The sequence below is a fragment of the Gilvirhabdus luticola genome (genome assembly GCF_040117515.1).
Taxonomy (GTDB): Bacteria; Bacteroidota; Bacteroidia; order Flavobacteriales; family Flavobacteriaceae; genus Gilvirhabdus; species Gilvirhabdus luticola.
This window is the reverse complement of record NZ_JBEEEN010000004.1, coordinates 59680-85002: the sequence shown is the minus strand read 5'-3', so window position 1 is coordinate 85002 and position 25323 is coordinate 59680. Positions and strand designations below refer to the sequence as shown.

The following is a 25323-nucleotide window of genomic DNA, read 5'->3' as shown; positions in this document are numbered from 1 at the left end:
TAAATTGTAATTAAATCTTAAAGCATCACATTTGTGATGCTTTTTTTGTTTAAAAATGCGATATTTGTCTTACTAACTAAAACTAAAATAGAGATTATGGCAATGAATAAAAACACAGTGCTAGCTTGGGCTACGGTACTTATGATAATAATGGGAATAATTCTAATATTAATGGGAGCTTACAGGTATGATGATGTTGCTGGTTGGGGTTTTGCCACTGTTGGTATTGGATTTTTTGCGATAGCTTGGGTTTTTAATGCTTTAAAAGGTAGAGTATAAATGAGCGACGATAAGAAAGTAATTTTTTCAATGTCTGGTGTTACCAAGACATTTAAAAGTGCAAATACACCTGTTTTAAAAAATATCTATTTAAGCTTCTTTTATGGAGCCAAAATAGGTATTCTTGGTCTTAATGGTTCTGGTAAATCTACCTTGTTAAAAATAATCGCTGGAGTTGATAAAAACTATCAAGGTAATGTTGTATTCTCTCCTGGTTATTCAGTTGGTTTTTTAGAACAAGAGCCAAAACTTGACGAAGACAAAACTGTACTAGAGATAGTAAGAGAAGGTGCAGCAGAAACGGTTGCCATACTTGACGAATACAATAAAATAAACGATATGTTTGGTCTGGAAGAAGTCTATTCAAATCCAGATAAAATGGAAAAATTGATGAATCGCCAAGCCGAACTTCAAGACCAAATTGATGCAGCCAATGCTTGGGAATTAGATACTAAACTTGAAATAGCAATGGATGCACTTCGTACTCCTGATGGTAATAAAAAGATTGGAGTGCTTTCAGGAGGTGAGCGTCGACGTGTGGCTTTGTGTAGATTATTATTACAAGAACCAGATGTGTTACTTTTAGATGAACCAACCAACCATTTGGATGCAGAGTCTGTACATTGGTTGGAGCATCATTTGGCACAATATAAAGGAACTGTTATTGCCGTAACTCATGATCGTTACTTTTTAGATAATGTTGCTGGTTGGATTTTGGAGTTAGATAGAGGTGAAGGTATACCTTGGAAAGGTAATTACTCATCTTGGCTAGATCAAAAATCTAAAAGAATGGCTCAAGAAGGAAAAACTGCTTCCAAAAGACAAAAAACTTTGGAACGTGAATTAGAATGGGTAAGACAAGGTGCAAAAGGCCGTCAAACAAAGCAAAAAGCGCGTTTGAAGAATTACGATAAATTGATGAGTCAAGACCAAAAACAATTGGATGAAAAACTCGAAATCTATATTCCAAATGGTCCAAGATTAGGCACCAGTGTTATTGAAGCCATTGGTGTAAGTAAAGGCTATGAAGACAAATTATTATATGAAAATTTAAACTTCAATCTTCCTCAAGCTGGCATTGTAGGAGTTATTGGGCCAAATGGAGCGGGTAAAACAACTATTTTCAAAATGATAATGGGTGAAGAAACTCCTGATAAAGGTGAGTTTAAAGTTGGCGAAACTGCAAAACTGGCTTATGTAGATCAGAAGCATTCTAATATTGACCTTGAAAAATCAATCTGGCAAAATTTTAGTGATGAGCAAGAACTCATTATGATGGGTGGAAAGCAAGTAAATTCTCGGGCGTATTTAAGTCGATTTAATTTTTCGGGTAGCGAACAAAACAAACAAGTAAAATTGCTTTCAGGTGGAGAACGCAATCGACTTCATTTAGCCATGACACTCAAAGAGGAAGGTAATGTATTGCTTTTAGATGAACCAACTAATGATCTTGATGTCAATACGTTACGTGCTTTAGAAGAAGGATTAGAAAATTTTGCAGGATGTGCTGTTGTGATTAGTCACGACCGTTGGTTTTTAGATAGAATATGTACACACATACTTGCTTTTGAAGGCAACTCTCAAGTATATTTCTTTGAAGGAAGTTTTTCTGATTATGAAGAAAACAAAAAGAAACGACTTGGAGGTGACATAATGCCAAAAAGGATTAAATACAAAAAATTGGTTAGATAAAACTTATTTGTTATTTTGGTAAAGATGGCCTTCGGTGAAATCTTTATAACCTTCATTCTCTTTCTCCTTTTCTAGTTGCTTGGCATGCAACTCATTTAACCGTCGATTTTCCTGATTTAGTTTATAGGTTTTTCTTATTCCAAGTATTATTAAGATTAAGAAAAAAATACCTACAATTATTAGGACAGTCAACATATTAAATTCAATTAACAACAATTTGGTTGAAAAAATTTGAGAAAGAAAACTATGAAACATAGTAGGTAGTGTAAGGGTTATTAATTATACCAAATATAATATTTTTCCTATATAATTTAAAAAATAAATGTTCAATGGTACCAATCCAACTGAATTACTTTTATATCAGAGTTTTGAGAATTGATTATATTTTTAAATTTATCTACATCACTCAAACCACCTTGGCCTCTGTAGTGATAGGGAAAAACCTCTTTAGGGTTAAATTGTAAGACCGCACTTGCCGCACTATCAACAGTCATGGTATAAGGTAGATTCATACATACAAAGGCCATATCAATATTTTTTAACTGCCGCATTTCTGGAATATCTTCAGTATCACCAGAAATATAGATACGTTTTCCATTAATGGTAAGAATATATCCGTTACCTCTACCTTTTGGATGTCTTGAATTTTCATCTTCTGGTAAATTGTACATTGGAATGGCTTCAACATTTAATTCTATTTTTGAAGTTTTAAAATTTCTACTTAATCCGTTAAAAATAACTGTAAAGTTATTCTTGAGTTCTTCAGGCATTTGTTCTGCAACAGCTCTTGGACCAATAATAATGGTAGTTGAAGTAGAAATTTGTTGTAGCGTTTCAACATTGAGGTGGTCACCATGAATATCTGTGATTATTGCAAAAGTCGGTGGATTAAATCCTTTAAAAGCCTCTTTTCCTCCAACAGGATCAATATAAATAGAAGTATCATTATATTCTAATACCATTGTAGCATGACTTATTGCTGAAACCTTTATGCCGTCTTCTGTATATTCATAAACAGATTCTGTTTTATGTTCTTCTGCTTCTGTGGATGTAGTGTCATTCTTAATTAGATTATCAGATTCATTTGCCGTTTTCGTTTGCCTGTCAGTCTTGCAATTAAAAAATAGGAAAGAGATACATATTAGGAAATAGAGACTATTTTTCATAAAAAATAAAATTTAACATATTAAAGATAACATCTATACCTTAAATAATAAAATGTAACAAAATATATATTTTAAATACCTATAATTTGAGCGATATAAATTTTTAAAATCATATTTTTTAACGAAATTGCTTATCCTAAAAATTGTTCAACTTAAAATACTACAATATGTCTGACGACTTCGATTTATTAGAAACCAGTTCTAACGAAAAACAAGAGAAAGTAGATGTTAATTGGGGAAAAGCCATAGACACTATGAAATCTAAACTAGCACAAGAAGATGATCCTGAAGTGCGCCAAAAAATTCTTAACGCAACATTGGATGATGTGGTTACAATGGCTGAAAAAGATAGAACTTCATTGCTTGATGCTATAAAAGATTTAACTGATTATCAAGATGAAGTAGGTATTATCTTTGAAGATTTCTCGAGTTTAAATGCAGACGAACAAAAGATAATAGATAATGCTATAAAAAGTTTAGAACGTGCGAAAGTTGAACTAGAAGATGCCGAAGCTAAACCAGACACTTGGTGGAATAATCTTTGGGGACGAAAAAGTAAAATTGCTAAAGCAGCCGAAGAACTCAAGGCAGCTCAAAAGTCTCGTGACGAAGCTGATAATAAAGCAAAAGCCATGTTTCAACAGCGTATTGAGAATGCTGATGTACAAACTTTACTTAACGAATTATCATTTAAAAGTCAGGCAGCAGTTAAGCGTTTGAAAGATCGAGAAATAGAAATAAAAGAAGTTGAAGATAAATTGCAAGTTGCTATTGTAGAAGCGACAAAAAACCATACTAAAGCTTTAGAAAAAAAGAAAGAAGTAGAAGACAAACTTGAAGAGCAATATGCATTGTTAAAGCAATCAAGACAAGCGCTTGAAGAAATTGTAGATAAACAATCTGCAGAATATGCTGAGGCTATAGGTAAGGTAACTACGTTAGAACAAAAAGTTGAAGAACTTGAAGGACTTAAAAACGCGTATACAACATTAGCTGCTAGCAAAGACAGTTTTGTGCACAAACATAACTTAACGATTAAGGTATTAACTTCTTTGCGTAGTAATTTACAAACGCATCGTGCAAAATTAAAGTCAGATACAGAAGAGCGTTTAAAATATTATGATGGTTACGTCGTTGCCCTTAAAGCAAGAACAGACCAAGAGTTTGCCGCTATTTTAGAGCATTTAGGTGTTAAGACCGATGAACATATTGGTGAAACATTAGCATCAATGCATACTGCAAGCGCAAAAGCTCGTCAGGAAATGATGGACAATATACCAGTTCATGAAAAAGTCATGCAAGGAGTTTATAGTAGTTATGCAGAGGCGTTGCAAGAAATTAGAGGTAAGGATGCTAAAATTCAAAAGAATTTTGCAGAGCGTTATGGCATAGATATGAAAGAAATTTTTGAAGATTATTATAAAGCTGATGCCAATAAACCATCTAATGACGATTCTGGCGGAGCTGGTAATGGTAAAGCAGATCCTGAACAGGAAGAAGATTTATTGTCTTAAAATAAGCATTTGCACGTATTAGAAATCTATTCATTTCAATATAAATGATTGTTACACCTTTAGATTCAGCTGAACTTGACTCCAAAGAGCATTATGTCTTTTACCATAAAATGGTAGATTTCGCTCTTAAAGAATTGATAGTAAGTATTCAGCAAAATGAATTGTGCAGCGATCAAGAAATGACTTTCTTTAAACAATACTGCCATTTGTTATTGTATTCAATTGAAGCTATGCGTGTAAAATACATGTATGACGAAGAAGACAATATGAAGATAGATTTAACGGATTCTGGATTTCCAAATTATTTGGAGTTTAGGTATTTGTTTAACGATTTAGCACTTCGAGAAGATTACTTAAACAAGCTTACAGATATAGATGTTTTAAAAGAGGAATTTTTAGACAGTTTATTGGTAAAAAAGCAATCTATAAGAAAAAATCGTTTGTTTCAAGCAGCATCAATAGTATATTATTCATCTGTAAAACAAGAGTTTATCTTTAATCGGTTTGTGCAAGGTAAGATTATAGACGCACCAAAAGATATTTCTGCAAAATATATGACCAGCTGGAGTTTTTATGATGTTTCACATAACAGACCGTTTATTTGTTTTATGTATTTTGATTATGATGGAAAAAACCCACATAATGAAAAAGACAACATATATGAAACTTTAAAATTAACTGCAGATCGTTATATGTCTTTGGATACTATGGCTTATGTAATAGACAGAAAATTAACGAATTTATTTCCACGACATATAAAACGAATAGATTTTGGACCATTGCATAATATTTTTGCAAAAGATGAAAATGAAATAACTCATGCAATACTTGAAAGTATTGGAAAAAAAGAAATTCCTCTCGAATCATTTGCTTTTTCATTACAGATAGATGAGGTTTTCTCTGGAAATGAATTTGTAGAAGGTAGTTTTTTTAGTAGACAAACGCTTCAAAAATGGAGTGAGATATTAAAACAAAACTATGTTTTTGCACCGCACAGAATTATCCAATTGTTATATAATAAAACATCTGATGTTATGAATGGGTTGGCAAAACCACCTTTTGAAGTAGCTGATTTAAAAATTAATAAAGTTTAAATTAAATGGAACACAACTCAACCTTTCCCATCAAGCAAACCGAACTTGATATGCTTCGTGAAGAAGCAACTTCGTATTTGAAAAGTGTACAATGGGAACAAGGACAACGTGCCAGAAACAAAGATAAAGATTCAAAAGATGATTCAATTTTATTTTATCTATCCAGAGCTAACAATGGTACAAATGCAGTAGAAATTACATCAGTTTCAAAAACAATATTAGCTTTAAAAAAACGCTTATTACCAGAGTCTGTTGCTATTCCGTTACTACTTAACCAAACACTTTATGCTGTTCAGGAAGGAATAACTTTAGGCATTTGGGTAAAAGATAGTTATTATGATGCTTCAGGACTTTCAAGTTTAACAGAGCGCAAATCTGTATTGGATAACTCTGGGAAACGTGAATATGAAAGTAAGATGCAAACAGCCACTGCATTCATGTTATTTTCTATTGCATATAATATTCTACATAATTTAAAAACTGTTGCTTCAGACGATTTAAGTGTGATGAAACAGAAATTTGCAGGCATTCCTGAAGTGTCGTTAATGTCACCTTTAAAAGGGATTTCATGTGCTTTGTTCTATTATGACAAGTATTTGGGTCATCAGGATATAATAAAATCTGATAAAGATGTAGCAGATTTTACAGTTGTATATTTTGAAGCGTTGATTGACGAGATTCAGATTCGTAAAAGTACTTTAGAATATCAGGAAACAATATTAGACAGAACTTATAAACTCGAAAAATCAGAGTTTGCTATTTCAGGTTGGGATAATGTTTTTTCAGGTACAGCCAAAAGCATAGAGTTCAATAAAATTCAATTTGAACAAATAGTTGGTAATAGAGACGCAAAACATTTTGCACGTAGACTAACGGAAAGAATGTTGAGCTACGATTTCACTGCAAAAAAGAATCCGTTTCAAGAACTAGGTGGTTTTATGCCAGTTTTTATGGGTTATGGTATTCCAGGAACTGGAAAAAGCATGCTGATTGCTGCCATAGCTACAAAACTTAAAGAACATTGTGATAATTTAGATATTCCGTTTTTGTTTCATCCAATGCCAGATACGTTAATTAGTACATTTCAAGGTGGTTCTGCCGAAAAAATGGTAGAATGGATGAAACCGTTACAAGATCCTTCTAAACTTATTTTTGCACCAATTGATGATGCTGAAAATAATTTGCAAGAAAGAACCGAACAAGGTGTTTCGGCTGGAGTAAAAGAAGTTATCGGTGTCTTTTTAAGATATACAGAAGGCGCTTATGCCGTTAATTATGGGAACAGTTCCATAGGATTATTTACAAACCTTCCGGAGATGTTGGATAAAGCAGTTATTTCCCGCGTTCAGGGAAGATTCAAAATTGATGGAGCAAGAACAGAACACGACTTTTTGGATCAGGATTATATTTGGTGGAAAAAGTTTGAAAAGACCATGCCAAGTTTTGTGAATATGAATAACCCTGAAGCATATAAATATTTAGGCGATCAAGTATTGGCAAAAAATATGGGAGATATTTTAAAAGCCGTTGAAAAGCCTTCAGAAGAACGTGTTTTAGAAACGTTTGAAAAGGTTGAAAAACAACACAGGGAAGAAGACCACATGTTTTACGCATCGCTTTATAAAGAGATTCAGAAAATATTCCCATTCTTTTCGTCTCGTGATGTCCGTAATATTCAAAGTGCAATCTCTTTACGTCTCACAGATTTTGATTTAGAAGAAGATTGGTTTCAAAATCCTGATAAATATTTCAAAAAAGATTACGAAACCAAATTCAATATGCTACAAGAATTAATGAAGGCCAACATGAAAGGCTTGAATTTTTCAGATATTAGAAAACAAGAAGTAATACGATATTTAGATAATGTTGCAACAATTGCTGACACAGACTTTAAGCGAAAAGTAGATGCTAGAATTGATCAGCTTAAAATTGAAACTGAAGCTAGAGAGAAATTTGATGACTAGGAATGATGTCTAAATTTAAATACTCAATAACCATTTTAAATTCTTCTGTTATTACAGGATATTTATTTTTAATTGTGTATGCAATTATAAAATGGAGTGAGGTATCAAAAGGTGATGGTTATGGAATTGTGGCTTTGATTTTAACAGGGTTATTAATATCATCAGCATTAATAATTGACATAATTATTCAGTTCATTTTCAGAAAAATAATTATCATCTATATTGTAGGTGCTTGTTTCATTCCAATTTATTTATACATAATTATATTAAATTCTTGATGACTAAAATAAAGAACATAAAAAAAGAATTGCTTTCGCATAACTGGTACACGCTTTACAAGTTTACCTTCGATTTCCAGATGAATAATGGGAAATGGTCAACTCAAATGCGAGAGTCTTATGATAGAGGCAATGGTGCAGCAATTCTATTGTATAATAAAGAAAAAGGCACAGTTATACTAACAAAACAATTCAGATTACCTACTTATATTAATGGTAACTCAACTGGCTATATGATTGAGGTTTGCGCTGGTTTGTTGGACGATGATAATCCTGAAGATTGTATCAAAAAAGAAGCTGTTGAAGAAACAGGATACCAAATAGAAAAGGTGCACAAAGTGATGGAAGCATACTCTACTCCTGGTTCTGTTACAGAAAAGGTTTATTATTTTGTTGCAGAATATTATGAAGACATGAAAGTTAGTGAAGGTGGAGGTTTGGAGAACGAAAATGAAGATATTGAAGTTCTGGAGTTAAAATTTTCAAAAGCCATAGACATGGTGAATACTGGTGAAATCCAAGATGCTAAATCCATTATCTTATTACAGTATGCGCAAATTAATAAGTTATTAAAAATTTAAAACATTGTCATTCCGCACTTGATGCGGAATTCACATAAAGAATTAGATTCTGTGTTGTAGCGCAGAATGACATATAATATGCAAAAACTAAAAGTAGCCAATTTATATAGAAGTGAACTTATTCTAATAAGTGGAAAACTTGTTGATCGTTACAATGAGTGCTTAAAAACATTGGGATTTAAACCTACAAAACTAAAAAGCTTTTCTATAGATGGCATTGGTTGGAGTCCAGAAATTGCAGAAGAAAAAAAGCAAACCTATTATTTGAATAACGGAGAAGCCAATCCTCATGGCATTATAATCACACCTTTACAGCAAGGAAAACCTATTTATACCCCTTTTCATACGATTGACAGAGATATTATGAAGTTTGTCTTTAGAACACATGCCGGTAGAATAAATGATGTAACAAGAGATTGCGCTATTTGTCTGGATTTTGATCAAGGTATTGACGCATTTTATGGCCCGTTAGATGTTTTAAAATATCATAATATTACTATTAAGTTAAGATTGATAAACGATTTAGATAAAATTCAAGACCAACAATTACAGCTTATAGAAAAGTTTAAACGTGGTAATAATTTTATAGATGAGAATATACATCTAGAATTACTGGAATCTGCCAAAAAACATGGCGACCTCCGTCATCGTGATTTAGATTTGTCAGAGCTTACATATACTACAAGTAGTTTTTATACCGAAGCCTTTGGTGGTGTTTATGTGCTTCGCGATTTTATCACGGACATCATTGTGTTTCAAGATGAAAAAAGTTATAAAGAAGCTATTAAAGATACAGAGTATGATGTCTTGATGTACCATATTTCACAACCCGAATTAATGGAAAAGTTGAGAGATCATTTGATTATAGAGGCTGATTTAGAACACATTGTAAAAACTAAAAGATATGAACGTATAAAAAAATTTGAATTTGTACAGCAATTAGAAAAACCAGAACATCCTATAAATGAAATATTAGATAATAAAGTCTTATTCAAAAGTTATCTCAACAAAATAGAAATTAAAAAACTCAAAAAAATTAATGGAGTAGAAATCTATTTAGAGCGTTTAGAACGAAGCAATGCTTATAAGATTCATGATATGGTAGACCAATCGTTTTACTTTGCATTGCATGAACCACACTCGTCTTTAGAGCCAGAACATCAGGATTTAATTTGGAAACTTTTGGTAAATGTATCTCCAAAAGATGTTTTGTTTTTGTACTGGTATGACAAAGAACAGTTTTATAAAACTTATGAAACTTGGGATGAATCATTTAAAGATTGGGTTATTGAAACTATCAGTAACAATATTTAAGGATTTTAGACTAATTTAGTAAGCGGTATGTCATTTCTTACTTGATACAGAATCCACAGTTTAAAAAAATAGATTCTGCGCCGTAGTGCAGAATGACAAAAATTTAAAAAATATGACACTAGAACTCATCGTATTTATTGCAGCCATATTATTTGGAATTTTATTGTATTGGAGAGAATCTAATGGCAATGGCTTATATCGGTTTTTCAATAAAATAATAAATTCTAAAGAATTACAGATGAAACCAGAAGATAAAACAGGTTTTGTATTTCAGCAAAAATTCTTATTACGTTTGGTATTTATCTCGTTCTTATTCTTGATAGGTATTGTGGTGACCAGATTTTTAATTCCAATTGATTTGGCTACCATTTCCATTTTTGCATCTATGATTGTTGGTACGTTGTTAGGCACCTATTTGGCTGCATTTATTTTTAAGTCTGGCGATGTAATTGAAGACAAAAGCGATTCACTTGGTGATTTGGTAAAAGACACTATTGAAAAAGGGAAAGATTTTGTTGAAGACCTAAAAGCAAAAGAAGCAGAAAAAGATTCTGTCATTTCGAGCGCAGTCGAGAACAAAGAAGAACCTAAACCTGAAGAAAAAAGTGCTCGTGAACGTCTAAAAGATAAAGGGCTTTTGTAGTATCTGTCATTCCGCACTTGATGCGGAATCCAAATTTAAAAATAGATTCTGCGTCGCAGCGCAGAATGACAAAATAGAATATATGATTAAAAATTATTGGAACAAAGGCATCAAACAAAAATCAATTACCATAATTGTTTCAATTATTTTATTGATTGCATTGTTCGTTTTACGTGATGACTACCAGCCAGCCTTATTATTTGTAAGAAAATATATTTTCGTTTTGTTAGGATGTTTACTAGTTCTATTGTTTGGATTACGAAAATTTAGAAAAACACCAAGTACTGGAAAGCGTCTTGGAATTTTGGCATTACTCGCCATTTTTTTCGGATTGATTTATACTATAGGTTGGCATTACAAAATGTACGATTACATGAAAACTTTTAATGTTTTCAAACACTTAAATAAAATTGAAATAGATGAGCTACCTCTAACACAAAACGAACGCATTCAACCTTTACGTAATATTTTCTCTATGGCAAACGAAAGTGTAGGAGAGACCAAAGATGTTTCTCTGCCACACCTAGTAAGAGTCGATGGAGAAAATAAATGGACGATGGCCATTCAACCCACTTTAAAATATGTTTGGCAGCGCATTACAGATAATACCGAAGAAGTTTTTTCAGTATCAAGTACAACGCCATTTCCGAGATTTTCAAGTGACAATAGAATTCCTGTAACGTTCTCAATTGGAGAATCTTTAAAATTTAGCAGAAATACCTACAATGCAGTTGTACAACGCTTTGGACTTTGGAAGTTATTGTCTTACGAACCTGGTGATGTTTTTTATATGAAAAATGACGAAGGTAAATGGGTAGAAGTTGTGAGTTTAATCAACTGGAAAGGCTTTTTCTTTCCATATCCAACTTTTGGAGGTGTGATGGTTATTGATAATGGCAAGCACGATTTTAAAGATTATATGGAGCGTATTTTAATTGGAAAAGGAACTTATATTAGTCCTGACAATATGAAGAATTATGAATTTCTTCAAAGACAAAATACCCTATCTGAAAAAGTATCGAGACTACAAGCAGAATCTTTAAAGTTTCTTGGAGGCTTTAGCGATCCTTTACCATGGAATATGGAAACTGCTGTGAAAATTCCAGATTTACCTGACGACCAAAATGCACAACCCTTTGTAACAGACTTTAATTTTTCTGATACTAATATTGATGCCTACAGTGGTTTGTACCATTGGTTTGGATTGGAACCTGTTGGAGACGAACGCACGAGTTTAACCTTTAGTGTATTTATTCCGGCTGACGGAACAGACAAGTTGTTTTATTATGATCATGCATCGAAGAAGCAAGGATATGCAGGGGTTTCTGCCATGCCACTCAAAGTTATTGAGTCCAGAAAAGAATTTGATTGGACCGTTAATAAACCAGTTGAATTTAGGCCATATATAAAAAACATTGCAGGAAGAAAGCGTATGTTCTTTCTAGGCACCATTTCAGCGGTTAAAGAAGATTCTAATAATTTTGATGGTTCTGCCACACCAGATTTAGCTTTGATTGATGCAGAATATAGAGATGTGATTTGGATTGATGTAAAGCATCCTAGTGAATGGGATTATACAGTTTACAAACAACTTAATGAAGCCTGGCGCTCTAGTGAAGGTATTGAGGATTATTATATTGAAGAAACCAAAGATATTGATGTGGTTCAGCAAGCTGTAGATTCCATTATTGCCTTTCCAAGAGTAAATAAAAATGCTGAAGAAATTGAGCGTTTACAAATGCAGATAGATTCTTTGAAAGCTTCAGGAAATTAAGTCAATTCCAATTCCATTTTAATATCACTGCGTCTATAAGGCGAATTTGGTTCTAAAGGAACTTCAATAAAACCATATTTTCTGTAAATATAGATGGCGTTTTCTAGTTTTCTGTTTGAATACAACACTAATTTAGTTAATTGCTTTTCTTTTGCAAAATCTATACAGTATTTCATCAATTTTTGACCAATTTTAAATCCACGGTGCTTAGGAGAAACAGCCATTTTGGTCAATTCTAATAAATGGTTTCCAATTGGCATTAAAGCCACAGTACCAACAATGTCTTCATTCAGTTTTGCAAAAAAGATATAACCTCCTTTTTCTATAATGTATTGTTCTGGTTTACTTAAAACTTCTTCATCAAGTGGTTCAACATAGAAATATGTTGTTAGCCATTCTATATTTAAATCGTAAAAATCTTTGGAAAACCTATTGTCGAAATGGATAATATCAAATGTCATGAGCCTTGATAAAGTCTGTGATTAAATAAGTTATGAGTTTGCCAATTTTTGTTTCAGTTTTTTTTGTTGGAACTGCTTCACAGATATGCAAATACAGAGCATTTTCATGTTTACCAAAAAAATTGACGAACCTTCTGGTTTGAGTTGTACAAAAGCCACTTGGCGTCATGGCACTGCTTGGTATATCTTCAATAGCATCACAATCAATTTCAATTCCGAAAGAGTTATCAGAAACATACTCTAAACCTCGATTCATTTCAGATTTGAGTTTTAATTCTTTTCTTATTTCAATTGATTCGAAAGTGTTATATGCAATAGTTTTAATTTTGTCTATATAATTTAAAACAGCATTGGAATTATAGTTTTCATGTAATCCAAAAACAAAATAATTTTTCAGAAACCCTTCATTGTATGCATAACTAAAACCATTACCGCTGTGCCTACCTTCTTCTACGCGAAAATCTGTATGTGCATCAAAATTCACCACATTAATTTGTTTATTAAGTGCCAGTGAAGCGCCTTTAATATTTCCGTAAGAATTGTTGTGACCACCACCTATAATAATAGGCTTTTTACCAGCTTTGATAATTTGATAGACCAAATGCGAAACATAACCATCTATTTCAGATACAATTTTTCGAGCTTTTTGGATATCTTTCTTTTTGGACTGGTTAAGAGTTGAAACTAATTTTTGTTCATTCTCAAAATCTAAATGGCCAAGAATCAAAACGTCTTTTGGGTTGATGAATTGATTACTTTGAATATTTAATAAATATTTTAATGTAATACTCCAAGCATTTGAAGTCCCTGATTTTCCGTAGTTTGCAAACACGCCAACATCTTCTGGCAAACCAAATATTACATACTTAACATCTAAATTTTTAAGTTGCTCGTATATATTGGAAACGTTCTTTAAGGTTATGGCATGTTCACCAAATTTGGATTCACCAATACGTTTGTTTAATAATTGTTTTAAACTTTTATTGTTAAATAAAACGAGTTTATCCATAAAAAGGAAATATGTTTGAATACATAAAAATACAGTATAATTTGTATAAATTAAGTAAAACCTAAATAACGTTTAAAAAACAATTGAAAAAATAAATAAACAAATCATCATGGAAAACAACAAAAGTAACACTGGTCTTAAAGTTGCATTAGGAATAGCTTTAGCCTTATTTGTAATTACTGGTATTTATACTTTCGATTTAATGAAAGATAAAAAAGATACCGAAGCACAATTAATGGAAGAGAAACAACTTGTAATGAATGACCTAAATAATATGGCAAAACAATATGATATTGCTATTGGGGAAAATGAAGTTGCAAATCAAAATTTAGTTGAGGCAAGAGAACGTATTCAAGGACTTATGGACTCATTAAAAATTTCTGAAACTAACGTAAGAAGCTTGTGGAGATACAAACAAAAGTACACTGCACTACAACAAGAAATGGATGTTCTGTTGGCTCAAAATGATTCTTTAAGAGTAGAGAACTCATATTTGGCTACGTCTTTAGATAGTACTAAAGTAAGATTAGAAGAGCGTACAATGTTTACAGATTCTTTATTAGTACAAAATACTGCATTAGCGGAAGTAGTTGATAATGCTGCCGTTCTAACTACCGTTGGTTTAAAAGGTTTTGGTGTTATTGAAAGATCATCTGGAAAATTAATTCCTACTGAAAGAGCCTCTCGTACAGATAAATTAAGAGTTTGTTTTACAGTTGCTAAAAATGGTTTAGTACAAGCTGGTGACCAAGAATTATACATTCAAGTAATAGACCCAAACAATAATGTTCTTGGAGCAAATGAGCAAGTAGCATTTGAATCTCAAACACTTAACTATAGTTTAATAAGCAAATTTAACTATGAGAATACAAACCTAAATGTTTGTGAGTTTGTAGCTTCTAAAGGCAATAGCGATTTTGCTAAAGGTCGTTATACCGTAAATGTATTTAATGAAAGAGATTTAGTATCTAGCTCGGAGTTTACCCTTAAATAAATATTTGAGTAGATTTATGATGAGGAAATCCGAAAGTTAAACTTTCGGATTTTTTCTTTACATCAACTTGCCATTTATAATTACTGAATCGATATGATTCTCACCAAAAGCATAGGGTAAATAGTAGTAACTAGGTACTTTTTTGGTAATTATTAAATTAGCTTTTTTCCCAATAGTTATACTGCCATATTCATTTTCAATTCCCATGGCATAAGCTCCGTTTATTGTAGCAGCATTTATAGCTTCTTCAGGAGTCATTTTCATTTTAATACAGGCTGTACTTATAACAAAATTCATGTTTCCACTAGGAGTAGAACCCGGATTGTAGTCTGTAGCCAAAGCAAGTGGCAAACCTGAATCAATTATTTTTCTGGCTGGTGTGTAAGGGATACTTAAAAAGTAGGAACAAGATGGTAATGCTACAGGCATTGTTTGGCTACCTTTTAATGCATCAATGTCCTGTTGATTTAATTCTTCAAGATGATCTACAGAAAGTGCTCCATGTTTTACACCAAGAGCAACGCCACCAAACGCATTAAATTGGTTGACATGTATTTTAGGAATTAAACCTACTTTTTTACCAGCTTCGAGAATTCTGTCTGAATCCTCCAAAGAAAAATATCCTTTTTCACAAAAGACATCAATGTAATCTGCTAGATTTTCTCTTTCAATTTCTGGAAGCATTTCGTTAATAATGACATCTAAATATGCATTTTTATTATTCTTATATGGTTCTGGTAAAGCATGTGCACCAAGGAAGGTTGCCTTTATTTTTATTGGGGAGTTTTGTTGAATCCTTTTGATGACTCGAAGCATTTTTAATTCAGATTCAACTGTGAGACCATATCCAGATTTAATTTCCAAAGCTCCAGTTCCAAGTTTAATTACTTCTTTTACACGAGCAATAGATTGATTGTATAATTCTTCTTCGCTTGTTTCCTGAAGTATTTTAGCAGAATTTAGAATACCACCACCACGATTAGCAATTTCTTCATAACTTAAACCATTAATCCTGTCTACAAATTCTTGTTCTCTATTTCCTGCATATACAATATGAGTATGTGAGTCACACCAAGTTGGTAAGACCATTTTACCGCTTGCGTCTACTATGGTTTTAGCAGAGTATTTCTCGGCTTCATAATTTGGTCCAAAATCTTTAATAATATCATTTTCAATATATAGAAAAGCATTTTTAATAGATGGAAGTTGTTTCATAACTGCTCCATCTACTACAGAAACATGGTTATCTCTTACTTGAAGAAGCTCTTTTATATTGGTAATTAATAAAGACATTGATTTTTTTTCGATGTTAAAAGTATGAAATATAAAAAATCTAACATTATATTTAATAACTTTATATTTAATAACTATAAAGGGTGTAAATTTTCTTTTCTCAATTAAATATGTAATCATTTACAATGAATAATAATCATGTTTTTTTAAATTCAATTGCTGAAGTGTCAGATGAATTATTTTTAGAACTTCAACAAATAGCTAGATTTAGGGAAATAGAAGCAGGAACCCAAATTGTTAGGTTGGGTGAAATTCCTTCAAAAATGTACATGCTCCGTTCAGGCGTTATTCGATGTTATTTAAGTACAGAATCCGGAAAAGAATTCAATAAAAGTTTTTACTTACCTATAAGTTTTGTGGCTTCTCTAACGGCTTTAATAAAAGGAACTCCCTCCTTATTTGTGTTTGAAACGATAACCAATTGTAAGCTTTATGAAATGGACTATCGTAAATTTACCATACTATGCGGCAAGAATCATAAGCTTAATGAATTATATTCTAAAGCTTTAGAAAAAGTCTATATGAAATACGAGAGTCGTCTAGTTGAGTTAATTTCATTGAATGCAAAAGATCGTTATTTAAAATTGATAGGTCAAATTCCAGAAATCAATGATTTAATTCCGCAGTTTCATATTGCATCTTACCTAGGTATTACACCTGTGCAATTAAGCAGAATTAGAAAAAAATTAGGGCACAATTAACAAATGTTAATGATTTATAATATTTGTTGTAATACATTTACACATCTCATTTAGATTAAACCGTATTAATTTAATAACGATTAATAGCTAACTAACCAAAAAAAAGCATATGTATATCATATGCTTTTTTTATTTAAACAACTAATTGAATTTCAAACTCTATTCTTTTACAAGTTTGTAAGTGTCATTGAATCCTTCAAATTTTATAATATAGAAACCACTTTGGAGGTTAGAAACATCCAAACCTGAATTAAGTTCTATAGTTTTATCATAGATCTTTTTACCTAGTATATTGTAAATAGAAATATTTAATGGCGCTGAAAACGAACCTTTAAAATTTAATTTATCTTTTACTGGGTTGGGGTGGATTTTAATTATATCGATTGAGTTAGAACTGACTCCTAATATAATTTTATTATTTAAGAATAAATTAAGGGAACTATCTTGTTGATCATTATCTTGATATGAAATAGATGCAATATCTAAATCACCATCATCATCAAAATCATTAATTGTTAAATCATACACTTGAAATTGGGTGGCATCTATTGCTACCTCCATCATAAATGTATCATCATCATTACTTTCCATCCAAATAATATCATCATTGACTGTAATAGCATTACTTACAATAATATCATTATGCATATCATTATCTAGATCAGCAATTCTTGCATTAGAAGGTCGATAAGGTACAGCTTGATCAGCAATATTAATTATAGTTTCTGTAAATGTTCCATCACCTTCTTTTTCATACCAAGCAACATTTCCATTATAATCTGCTTTTATGATATCAAGAGGAAAACCATCATCATCGACATCAGCTATTGAAACATCATATAACCCACCAGAATTACCTGAAGACACGGGGTTATTGGTATCTTCAAAAAAGACAATAGGATTATTTGCTGGTGGATCTAATGGGTTATAATACAATTCTACAACACCACTTCCTGCATAAGCAACTGTAATGTCTAAATCTCCATCATTATCAATATCTTTTAAGTCAAAATCAGTTGGAGCACTTGCTGGTGTTGTTTTTATATTTAATTCTGTCCATGGAGCACCATCATTTGCATACCAAGATATAGCTCCAGAATTATATGCAATTGCAGCAATATCAATTGTAGAATCATCATCTATTTTTCCAGCAATTATTTTAAACGCACCATTAAAAGTATTAGAAATAATTTGTTCACTACCAAAACCACCTGCACCATCATTCGCATACCATACTAATTTATTTTCTGCATAGGAGGCAGCTAGTATATCATTATAATTATCTCCATTTAAGTCAGCTATTTCAATATCATATATACCTGTTAATGTTGAGGAAACTAATGGCTGTATTGTAAAATTTCCATTACCATCGTTTTTGTACCACTCAATTGTGCTCCCAAAATAGGTGCCAATAACAATATCGATGCTTTTATTAACATCTGATGGATTACTTAAATCAGCATCTAAATCACCTGAATCTATAGCAAGAGGGTTTGAGCCAGTTTGAGCATTGATAACTATTGCTGGAGTAAATGTCGTTCCTTGTGAAAAAGAATTGATAGAGATGAAAACAAATAAAACAAGTAGAGTTCTTTTCATTATAATAGATTTAGTCAATTAATTATTGCTCTATAAAGTTATTGTTTTTATTTTAAGCCTCCAACCATATTTTCTGGTTTTACCCAAGCATCATATTCTTCTGCAGTTACATAACCTAATTTAATAGCTTCTTCTTTTAATGTGGTACCATTCTTATGGGCTGTATTGGCAATTTCTGCGGCTTTGTAATAACCTATTTTAGTATTTAATGCAGTCACCAACATTAAAGAGTTGTTCAACAATTGCTTAATCACCGAATGGTTTGGTTCAATGCCTATAGCACAATGTTCTTCGAAGCTTGTGCATGCATCACCCAATAATTGCGCAGAATGTAACACATTGGCCGCCATCACGGGTTTAAAGACATTTAACTCATAGTGCCCTTGTGTACCACCAACGGTTACAGCCACATCGTTACCCATAACCTGTGCGCAAACCATGGTTAAGGCTTCACACTGTGTTGGGTTTACCTTTCCTGGCATGATTGAGCTTCCTGGTTCGTTTGCAGGGATGATAATTTCACCAATTCCTGAACGTGGACCAGAAGCCATCATACGAATATCGTTTGCAATCTTATTTAAGGATACTGCCAATTGTTTTAATGCACCGTGTGTTTCTACCAATGCATCATGTGCTGCTAGTGCTTCAAATTTGTTTTCGGCAGTAACAAAAGGCAGATTTGTAAATTTGGCAATGTACTGTGCAACCAAGACATCATAACCCTTTGGAGTATTTAGGCCTGTTCCTACTGCTGTACCACCAAGTGCCAATTCTGCTAGGTGTGGTAAGGTGTTTTCCAAGGCTTTTAAACCATGATCTAACTGTGATACATAACCTGAAAACTCTTGGCCAAGCGTTAAAGGCGTTGCATCCATTAAATGTGTTCTGCCTATTTTTACACAGTCTTTAAATGCTATTGCTTTATCATTTAGGGTGTTGCGGAGTTTGATAACTCCAGGAATGGTCATGTCTACTATCTTTTTATAGATAGCAATGTGCATCCCGGTAGGGAAGGTATCGTTTGAGGATTGGCTTTTATTAACATCGTCGTTGGGTTGTATAGTCTTTTCACCTTCACCAACTGTCTTGCCAGCCAACTGGTGTGCTCTGTTGGCAATGACCTCATTGACGTTCATATTGCTTTGAGTACCAGAGCCTGTCTGCCAAATAACCAACGGAAACTGGTCGTCGTGTTTGCCCTCGAGAATCTCATCACATACCTGCGCAATGAGGTCTCTTTTTTCTTCTGCCAGAACGCCAAGCTCTGTATTTGTGTATGCTGCTGCTTTTTTAAGATAAGCAAAACCATAAACAATTTCTAATGGCATTGATGCTGGAGCTCCAATTTTGAAGTTGTTGCGCGAACGTTCTGTTTGCGCTCCCCAAAGCTTGTTGGCAGGTACTTTTACCTGACCCATAGTATCTTTTTCTATTCTGTATTCCATTGGTGTTAGATTGTCTTGCAAAATTACAATTTTGTTGTGTAAATGTTAAAGTTGGATACGATTATTTGTTAGCACTTGTTGATAACATGTTTTTGTATTAAATAACCAATTGGCAAATTAAAAACTCTGTTAATAAATCTTAAACTTGTTGTTGTAAAACAAAACTGTTTGTTATATCTTTGCCTTTATTAAAGTACCCCATTATGTTTGATTTTGACCAATATTTAGGATTTTTAGCATTTTTAGCCATATTAACCTTGGGTTTTTGGCTTATGATTTTTTTAATAACTTTTGTGATTCCTTATTGGATTGGTGGTGCATTGATGGAGCGTTTTAAAGAAAAGCGTGAAGAAAAACGTGCCAAAAGAGAAGCAGCAGTACACTAAACGGTGTTTTATGACATACAAAAAAGGAAGCCATTGGCTTCCTTTTTTAGTTTACGGTTATCCTCCAAAATCAAAATCGCCATCATCGCCATTGTCTTGTCTTTGACGATTGTTTCTTTTTTGCTGGTTGAAGCGATAGATGAACCCTAAATTAATTGATCGTTGCCTCCATTGAAATTCACTTCTTCTCGTAAAAAACTCGGTAGTGGTCAAAGAATTACGCTTTCTGGAATTTAACAGATCTCTTACATTGAATGAGATGGTGGCATTGTCATTAAAAAACTCTTTACTGAATGCCAGATCTATAGTTAACACACCATCTGTATCACTTTGTGCATCTTGTCTTGCACCTCTGTAGTTGGCATTGGTCTGCCAATCTATTTTTCCCGGTAATGTTACTTTTGAACTGAAGCGTGCAAACCAACTGTTGTTGTCTGTACTATAATCTATACCATTGAATTCGCCTTCGGTTTTAAACCTAAAGACGTTAAAACTGGTATTTAATCGTAGCCACTTTTCAGGATTGTACATGATGCTAAACTCACCACCAGTTCTTTGGTTTGTGGACAGGTTTACAGGAATGGTACGTATAATATCAATGCCATCTGATGTTTGTTGCCCTGTGTTTTCTTCTACACGCTCAAACGAGTTGGTCTCGTGCTGATAATATACAGAAGCTGAAAGTGTAAGCTTCTCCCAACGTTTTAGGTAACCAACATCGAATGCACTTGCGAAAGCAGGTTCTAAATTTGGATTACCCGGAAAGACATTTGTGCGACTGGAACGTGAAGGGAATGGGTTAATATACCAACCACGAGGTCTATTAATATGTCTGTTATAGCCTAAAGTGATACTTTCTTCGGAGTCTTCTTCATCATCTGATAGATTGTAGATGATATTTACTGTTGGGAACAACCCTAAATAGTTGTTATCAAAATGTGTTTCTATTGGAAAGCCAAAGGCTTCTACTAGTTCCTGATCTGTTAGCCTTGAGTCTATATCTCCTTTTAGCTGTGTGTGCTCTAATCTTAAGCCTAAAAGAAAAGAGAACTTGCCCGTTCTGTTTCCATATTGCGTATAGAGCGCATTGACATTTTCTTGATAATCAAAAATATTGGAAATGGTGTCATTAACAATAAAATCTCCTGTATCCAGATCTTCCTGCGCCAGTGTGTAATCTGTGATTTCGTTCTCAAAGTTACTACGAAAACCTGACTCGAACCTTGCATCTTCTCCAATAGGTAATACATAGTCTGCCTGTAAGAGATACTCTTTTTGGTCTTCTTCTTCAAAAACTCTTTCCATTTGAAACGGTTCTGGGTCTGTCTTATCCGTAAACACATAATCTTCATTGAAACGCAGGTGTTTATTTTCAGAATCGTTTTCAAATTGAAAATCTGCTGTCAACTCGTGTCCAAGGTCATCAAATTTTGTGATATAATTTAATGAAACCTGGTAGCTATTATCTGTTTCTCTATTTGCTTAACGACGTTTGGTCTCTTCAACGATACTACCATCATTAAAACGTTCACTCTTGTTTGTGGATACGTCTGCATCTTCTCCATATCTGTAAAAAACACTTCCAGTCAATGAGGTTTTTTTGGACAGGAAATATTCCATACCTATACTGGCGTTGTAATTTCTATTAACACGATCTACCAGCTGGTCTTCACGAATGCGCTCATATTCTGGCTCAATCACACTGCCATCCTCAACTCTGTCAAAATAATTGATGTCATTAAAACTGTTTCTAGGCGAATCAAAATAACGCCAACCAATATTTGAAAACAGATTAAACTTTTCTGTACGGTAGTTAATGTTTGCTGATACACCTGCACTAGCTGGTGTACCTGCATTAAGGTTGATTGAGCCATTGAAGCCCAATGTCTTTTTTTGACGCAAAATGATATTTAAAATTCCAGCTGTGCCTTCTGCATCATATCTAGCTGATGGCGATGTTATAACTTCTACGCGTTCTATAGCTTCTGCTGGCAGTTGACTTAACAGATTGACATCACCAAATCCTGCCATAGCCGAAGGTTTTCCGTTTATCAGAATTCTTACATTCTCATTACCTCTTAAGCTTATAGCACCTTCTATATCTACAGTTACCGAAGGAATATTGTTTAATGCATCGCTTACTGTACCACCAGCAGTTGTGATGTCTCTTCCTATATTGTAAATCTTCTTGTCAAGTTTAATTTCTACAGTAGTTCGCTCTGCAATAATTTCAACTGCAGCCAAAGCTTCTGTATTTATTTCAAGAACGAAGGTGCCCAGGTTTTCATCTTTTGCAATAAGCTTATCTGATATTGTTCGTGTTTTGAAAGAAATGTATTCAATAGTTATATCGTAAACTCCTTTAGAAACGGGAATACTAAAATCACCATTGATATCTGTAATGCCTCCTGTAATAATCTTATTTTGAATTTTACTGAAAAAAGCAACGGTTGCGTATTCTAAAGGTTGACGAGTTTCTTTGTCAATAACTTTTCCAGATATGATAGCTTCTTTAAGAGTAGGAGGTTGCGCATTTAAAAAATTAAGCCAAAAGATTGCTATAATAATGGTTAGTAAGGCTTTGGTCATGCTATAGGTTTATTTTTTAGACCTAAAAAGCACGCTATGGTTTAACCTTAATTGGTTAAAAATATGTTAAAGAAGTTTTATGATGTGAAGTTACAAATCGATTTCTGGTCCACCGCCTTCGAAATTTCCACCGCGGCGTTCTCTCTTTTTCTTTTGATTAAATCTATAAGTAAACGATAAGTTGTAACTACGTGGACCTCTGTACTGTACTTCTGTATCAGTAATAAACGTTGGAGTTTCTGAAATCCCTTTTCTATTTGGTGAATTAAAAAGGTTATTAATATTAAAGGCTAAAGAACCATTGTCTTTAAAAAGGTCCTTGCTAAAGGCAAGATTCATATTAAAGCGACCTTCACTATCATTTTGTGCATCTTTTCTTGGACCTCTATAGCGTAGATTTGTTTGCCAATCTATTTTTAATGGTAATGTATATTTATTATTTAAACGCACAGACCAATTAAAGTTTTTTGAATCGAAATTTAAGTTTTCAAAATCGCCGTTAACTTCTTCATTATTGAGATTAATATCTGTATTTATTCTCCATTTTCTAATAGGTGAATAACTTACATTCAATTCAAAGCCAAGCTCATCTTGTGTACCAATGTTAACAGGTCCTCTTTGTATTACGGGAACTTCTTGACCACCAACAATAACAGTTTCTCCAGAATCTCTACTTATAAATCGCATTAAATCATTAGAATGCTGATAATATATTGCAGTACTTATAGTAACCTTATCTAAACGATTTAAATATCCAATTTCAAACTTATCTGAATAAGTTGGGTCTAAATCAGGATTACCCTGAAAGACATTAGTTAAACTAGAACGTGAAGGAAAGGGGTTTAAAAAGAATGACCAAGGCCTTCTTAAACGTCTGTTGTAACCAAACGTTAGACTTTCATCTTCTGAGAATTCATAGTTAATATTTAACGTTGGAAATAAACCTGTATAATTTTTCTTTTCAAAATCTCCACTTGTTGGTTGATCTAAAGTGGTCTGTGTATTTTCCATACGTAAACCGAGCAAGTAGCTTATGTTATTTATCTTGGTACCATACTGTGCATAAACCGCATTAATATAGTTTTTGAAGTTAAATAAATTAGAAAGATTTGTGTCAATTTCAAAATCACCTGACATTGTATCAAACAATCTTACCTCATAATCTGTAGTCGTTGTGTTAAAATCTCCACGATATCCAAATTCAAATTGGCTATTTTCTCCAATTGGCAATACATAATCTGATCTCAACAATATATTAGATTCGTCTTCGATTCTACTCAATTTATCAACATCTATTCCATTTTCATTTGCTGTTGAGTTCATATCAGAATCACTATCTTCATACTGAAAATCAAACGTGAGTTTATGTCCGCTTGTTTTAAAATTTTTGGAATAATTGAATGCATATTGAATGGTCTTATTATCATTTAATTCAGGATTAATGCGAATAGTTTCATCTATAAGTAATCTATCAGCATCATATTGTAATAATTCTGTTATAGATCGGTCTTCGTTATCATTTTTTCTATAAACAATTGATGTTGTAATTGAAGATGAATTATTTACATACCATTCTATTCCAAAATTTGTGGTTAATCCTTTACTGATGTCAGTCCACTGCCGATTTTCATCCAGATAATTGCCGGTATCTTTATATCTGGTATTGTTAATCCAATAGCCTGGTGTTTCACGGTAGCTGTAACCTGTAGTATTGAAAAAATTGACATCACCAGTTCTATAATTTATATTACCTGAAATACCTGCCTGTGTCGGATCGCCAATATTGGCAGAAATTGCGCCGTTTAACCCTTGTAATTTACTACGACGTAAAATTATATTAATTATACCTGCAGTACCTTCAGATTCATACCTTGCTGAAGGTGACGTAATAACTTCTACCTTTTCTATTGACTCCGCAGGAAGTTGTTTTAAGGCATCATTAGAATTTAAACCAACAAGTGCAGAAGGCTTACCGTCAATAAGAATTCTAACACTTTCGTTACCTCTTAAGGCTACATTACCATCAGAATTTATAGATACGGAAGGAATATTATCTAAAACATCACTAACCGTTCCGCCACTTACTGTCAAATCTTTTCCAACATTATAAATTTTCTTATCAAGTTTTAACTCGACTGTGGTTCTTTCTGCAATAATTTCAACTTCTTCTAATGACTCTGTATCTGTTTCGAGTGAAAAAGTACCTAGATTTTCATCCCGTACAATTCTTTTGTTTGATAGCGTTTGTGCCTTATAAGACAAGTATTCTATAGTGATATTGTAAATGCCTGGTTCCACAGGAATACTAAAATTACCATTGGCGTCTGTAATTCCACCTGTTGTCATTTTCTGCTCTTTAATATTGTAAAAAGTAATAGTTGCGTATTCAAGAGGCTGATTGGTTTCTTGATCTAAAACTTTTCCAGAGACTTTAACTTCTTTCAAAGTAGGCGGTTGGGCATTTAAAAAATGAAGGCTAAAACTAATAAATATTAGAGCTAATATAGTCTTGGTCATATTAATGGTTTGGCTTTAGACCGCTAAAGT

Annotated in this window: 22 protein-coding genes and 1 pseudogene; 13 read left to right on the top strand and 10 right to left on the bottom strand. The window is 32.9% G+C overall.

The window, feature by feature from the left end; all coding sequences use genetic code 11:
• Positions 1-96: 96 nt before the first annotated feature.
• A complete protein-coding gene (locus tag AAFP94_RS08595) occupies positions 97-279 on the top strand; it encodes a CAL67264 family membrane protein (RefSeq protein WP_237230750.1) in 183 nt (60 codons plus the stop codon).
• On the top strand, positions 280-1971 hold the full coding sequence (gene ettA, locus AAFP94_RS08590) for an energy-dependent translational throttle protein EttA (RefSeq protein ID WP_316662167.1): 1692 nt from the start codon (positions 280-282) through the stop codon (positions 1969-1971).
• A gap of 3 nt (positions 1972-1974) precedes the next feature.
• On the opposite strand, the gene AAFP94_RS08585 is transcribed toward ettA, so the two are convergent.
• Positions 1975-2166: a hypothetical protein gene (locus AAFP94_RS08585; protein ID WP_316662166.1), complete on the bottom strand. Its 192-nt coding sequence runs from the start codon at positions 2164-2166 to the stop codon at positions 1975-1977.
• Positions 2167-2297: 131 nt separating this feature from the next.
• Positions 2298-3137: an MBL fold metallo-hydrolase gene (locus tag AAFP94_RS08580; protein ID WP_316662165.1), complete on the bottom strand. Its 840-nt coding sequence runs from the start codon at positions 3135-3137 to the stop codon at positions 2298-2300.
• A 167-nt stretch (positions 3138-3304) separates the two neighbouring features.
• Between AAFP94_RS08580 and AAFP94_RS08575 the strand changes: the two genes are divergently transcribed.
• The 8 genes from AAFP94_RS08575 to AAFP94_RS08540 all read left to right on the top strand — a co-directional run bounded on the left by AAFP94_RS08575 (position 3305) and on the right by AAFP94_RS08540 (position 12299).
• Positions 3305-4651 carry a coiled-coil domain-containing protein gene (locus AAFP94_RS08575; RefSeq protein ID WP_316662164.1) on the top strand — a complete coding sequence of 449 codons (1347 nt, stop codon included), beginning with the start codon at positions 3305-3307 and terminating at the stop codon, positions 4649-4651.
• A gap of 44 nt (positions 4652-4695) precedes the next feature.
• On the top strand, positions 4696-5745 hold the full coding sequence (locus tag AAFP94_RS08570) for a hypothetical protein (RefSeq protein ID WP_316662162.1): 1050 nt from the start codon (positions 4696-4698) through the stop codon (positions 5743-5745).
• Positions 5746-5750: 5 nt separating this feature from the next.
• Entirely contained in the window at positions 5751-7709 is a 1959-nt protein-coding gene (locus tag AAFP94_RS08565; RefSeq protein ID WP_316662161.1) for an AAA family ATPase, read from the top strand.
• Between the two features lie 2 nt (positions 7710-7711).
• Positions 7712-7987 (top strand): hypothetical protein, encoded by a 276-nt coding sequence (locus AAFP94_RS08560; RefSeq protein WP_409628404.1) that lies wholly within the window; start codon positions 7712-7714, stop codon positions 7985-7987.
• Complete coding sequence (gene nudK, locus AAFP94_RS08555; RefSeq protein WP_316662158.1) at positions 7987-8568, top strand: GDP-mannose pyrophosphatase NudK; 582 nt, start codon at positions 7987-7989, stop codon at positions 8566-8568. The genes AAFP94_RS08560 and nudK overlap by 1 nt, the downstream gene beginning before the upstream one ends.
• A 78-nt stretch (positions 8569-8646) precedes the next feature.
• Positions 8647-9882 (top strand): DUF6638 family protein, encoded by a 1236-nt coding sequence (locus AAFP94_RS08550; RefSeq protein ID WP_316662157.1) that lies wholly within the window; start codon positions 8647-8649, stop codon positions 9880-9882.
• A gap of 112 nt (positions 9883-9994) precedes the next feature.
• Positions 9995-10525: a hypothetical protein gene (locus tag AAFP94_RS08545; protein ID WP_316662156.1), complete on the top strand. Its 531-nt coding sequence runs from the start codon at positions 9995-9997 to the stop codon at positions 10523-10525.
• Positions 10526-10607: 82 nt separating this feature from the next.
• Entirely contained in the window at positions 10608-12299 is a 1692-nt protein-coding gene (locus AAFP94_RS08540) for a hypothetical protein (protein ID WP_316662155.1), read from the top strand.
• Here AAFP94_RS08540 and AAFP94_RS08535 read toward each other — a convergent pair.
• Both AAFP94_RS08535 and AAFP94_RS08530 read right to left on the bottom strand, forming a co-directional pair.
• The gene (locus AAFP94_RS08535; protein ID WP_316662154.1) at positions 12296-12760 is read right to left on the bottom strand and encodes a GNAT family N-acetyltransferase; all 465 of its coding nucleotides are present in this window, start codon (positions 12758-12760) and stop codon (positions 12296-12298) included. The genes AAFP94_RS08540 and AAFP94_RS08535 overlap by 4 nt on opposite strands.
• The gene (locus AAFP94_RS08530; protein WP_316662153.1) at positions 12750-13769 is read right to left on the bottom strand and encodes a formimidoylglutamase; all 1020 of its coding nucleotides are present in this window, start codon (positions 13767-13769) and stop codon (positions 12750-12752) included. Before AAFP94_RS08530 ends, AAFP94_RS08535 begins: the two co-directional genes overlap by 11 nt.
• A 109-nt stretch (positions 13770-13878) precedes the next feature.
• Between AAFP94_RS08530 and AAFP94_RS08525 the strand changes: the two genes are divergently transcribed.
• The gene (locus tag AAFP94_RS08525) at positions 13879-14763 is read left to right on the top strand and encodes a chromosome partitioning protein ParA (protein ID WP_316662152.1); all 885 of its coding nucleotides are present in this window, start codon (positions 13879-13881) and stop codon (positions 14761-14763) included.
• A 57-nt stretch (positions 14764-14820) separates the two neighbouring features.
• Here the strand turns inward: AAFP94_RS08525 and hutI are convergent, their stop codons facing one another.
• The gene (gene hutI, locus AAFP94_RS08520) at positions 14821-16056 is read right to left on the bottom strand and encodes an imidazolonepropionase (RefSeq protein WP_316662151.1); all 1236 of its coding nucleotides are present in this window, start codon (positions 16054-16056) and stop codon (positions 14821-14823) included.
• Between the two features lie 125 nt (positions 16057-16181).
• Here hutI and AAFP94_RS08515 point away from each other — a divergent pair, with 125 nt between their 5' ends.
• Positions 16182-16757: a Crp/Fnr family transcriptional regulator gene (locus AAFP94_RS08515; protein WP_316662150.1), complete on the top strand. Its 576-nt coding sequence runs from the start codon at positions 16182-16184 to the stop codon at positions 16755-16757.
• 159 nt (positions 16758-16916) lie between these two features.
• Here AAFP94_RS08515 and AAFP94_RS08510 read toward each other — a convergent pair whose 3' ends face one another.
• Both AAFP94_RS08510 and fumC read right to left on the bottom strand, forming a co-directional pair.
• A complete protein-coding gene (locus tag AAFP94_RS08510; protein ID WP_316662149.1) occupies positions 16917-18356 on the bottom strand; it encodes a T9SS type A sorting domain-containing protein in 1440 nt (479 codons plus the stop codon).
• 47 nt (positions 18357-18403) lie between these two features.
• On the bottom strand, positions 18404-19801 hold the full coding sequence (gene fumC, locus AAFP94_RS08505; protein ID WP_316662387.1) for a class II fumarate hydratase: 1398 nt from the start codon (positions 19799-19801) through the stop codon (positions 18404-18406).
• 203 nt (positions 19802-20004) lie between these two features.
• Here fumC and AAFP94_RS08500 point away from each other — a divergent pair, with 203 nt between their 5' ends.
• Positions 20005-20187, top strand: coding sequence for an ATP synthase subunit B family protein (locus AAFP94_RS08500; RefSeq protein WP_316662147.1), 183 nt, complete (start codon positions 20005-20007; stop codon positions 20185-20187).
• A gap of 57 nt (positions 20188-20244) precedes the next feature.
• Here AAFP94_RS08500 and AAFP94_RS08495 read toward each other — a convergent pair.
• The 3 genes and pseudogenes from AAFP94_RS08495 to AAFP94_RS08485 form a co-directional block, all read right to left on the bottom strand.
• Positions 20245-21642, bottom strand: a pseudogene (locus tag AAFP94_RS08495) (outer membrane beta-barrel family protein); the annotation flags it as partial.
• 27 nt (positions 21643-21669) lie between these two features.
• Complete coding sequence (locus AAFP94_RS08490) at positions 21670-22776, bottom strand: TonB-dependent receptor (protein ID WP_316662146.1); 1107 nt, start codon at positions 22774-22776, stop codon at positions 21670-21672.
• A gap of 90 nt (positions 22777-22866) precedes the next feature.
• Complete coding sequence (locus AAFP94_RS08485) at positions 22867-25293, bottom strand: TonB-dependent receptor domain-containing protein (RefSeq protein ID WP_316662145.1); 2427 nt, start codon at positions 25291-25293, stop codon at positions 22867-22869.
• Positions 25294-25323 lie beyond the last annotated feature (30 nt).

Coding starts and splice junctions, on each gene's coding strand:
- AAFP94_RS08490 (WP_316662146.1), bottom strand. CDS start 22,776: ATGACCAAAGCCTTACTAACCATTATTATAGCAATCTTTTGGCTTAAT.
- AAFP94_RS08510 (WP_316662149.1), bottom strand. CDS start 18,356: ATGAAAAGAACTCTACTTGTTTTATTTGTTTTCATCTCTATCAATTCT.
- AAFP94_RS08485 (WP_316662145.1), bottom strand. CDS start 25,293: ATGACCAAGACTATATTAGCTCTAATATTTATTAGTTTTAGCCTTCAT.
- fumC (WP_316662387.1), bottom strand. CDS start 19,801: ATGGAATACAGAATAGAAAAAGATACTATGGGTCAGGTAAAAGTACCT.
- AAFP94_RS08570 (WP_316662162.1), top strand. CDS start 4,696: ATGATTGTTACACCTTTAGATTCAGCTGAACTTGACTCCAAAGAGCAT.
- AAFP94_RS08540 (WP_316662155.1), top strand. CDS start 10,608: ATGATTAAAAATTATTGGAACAAAGGCATCAAACAAAAATCAATTACC.
- AAFP94_RS08500 (WP_316662147.1), top strand. CDS start 20,005: ATGTTTGATTTTGACCAATATTTAGGATTTTTAGCATTTTTAGCCATA.
- AAFP94_RS08560 (WP_409628404.1), top strand. CDS start 7,712: ATGATGTCTAAATTTAAATACTCAATAACCATTTTAAATTCTTCTGTT.
- AAFP94_RS08595 (WP_237230750.1), top strand. CDS start 97: ATGGCAATGAATAAAAACACAGTGCTAGCTTGGGCTACGGTACTTATG.
- AAFP94_RS08585 (WP_316662166.1), bottom strand. CDS start 2,166: ATGTTGACTGTCCTAATAATTGTAGGTATTTTTTTCTTAATCTTAATA.
- hutI (WP_316662151.1), bottom strand. CDS start 16,056: ATGTCTTTATTAATTACCAATATAAAAGAGCTTCTTCAAGTAAGAGAT.
- AAFP94_RS08515 (WP_316662150.1), top strand. CDS start 16,182: ATGAATAATAATCATGTTTTTTTAAATTCAATTGCTGAAGTGTCAGAT.
- AAFP94_RS08545 (WP_316662156.1), top strand. CDS start 9,995: ATGACACTAGAACTCATCGTATTTATTGCAGCCATATTATTTGGAATT.
- ettA (WP_316662167.1), top strand. CDS start 280: ATGAGCGACGATAAGAAAGTAATTTTTTCAATGTCTGGTGTTACCAAG.
- AAFP94_RS08535 (WP_316662154.1), bottom strand. CDS start 12,760: ATGACATTTGATATTATCCATTTCGACAATAGGTTTTCCAAAGATTTT.
- AAFP94_RS08550 (WP_316662157.1), top strand. CDS start 8,647: ATGCAAAAACTAAAAGTAGCCAATTTATATAGAAGTGAACTTATTCTA.
- AAFP94_RS08525 (WP_316662152.1), top strand. CDS start 13,879: ATGGAAAACAACAAAAGTAACACTGGTCTTAAAGTTGCATTAGGAATA.
- nudK (WP_316662158.1), top strand. CDS start 7,987: ATGACTAAAATAAAGAACATAAAAAAAGAATTGCTTTCGCATAACTGG.
- AAFP94_RS08530 (WP_316662153.1), bottom strand. CDS start 13,769: ATGGATAAACTCGTTTTATTTAACAATAAAAGTTTAAAACAATTATTA.
- AAFP94_RS08580 (WP_316662165.1), bottom strand. CDS start 3,137: ATGAAAAATAGTCTCTATTTCCTAATATGTATCTCTTTCCTATTTTTT.
- AAFP94_RS08575 (WP_316662164.1), top strand. CDS start 3,305: ATGTCTGACGACTTCGATTTATTAGAAACCAGTTCTAACGAAAAACAA.
- AAFP94_RS08565 (WP_316662161.1), top strand. CDS start 5,751: ATGGAACACAACTCAACCTTTCCCATCAAGCAAACCGAACTTGATATG.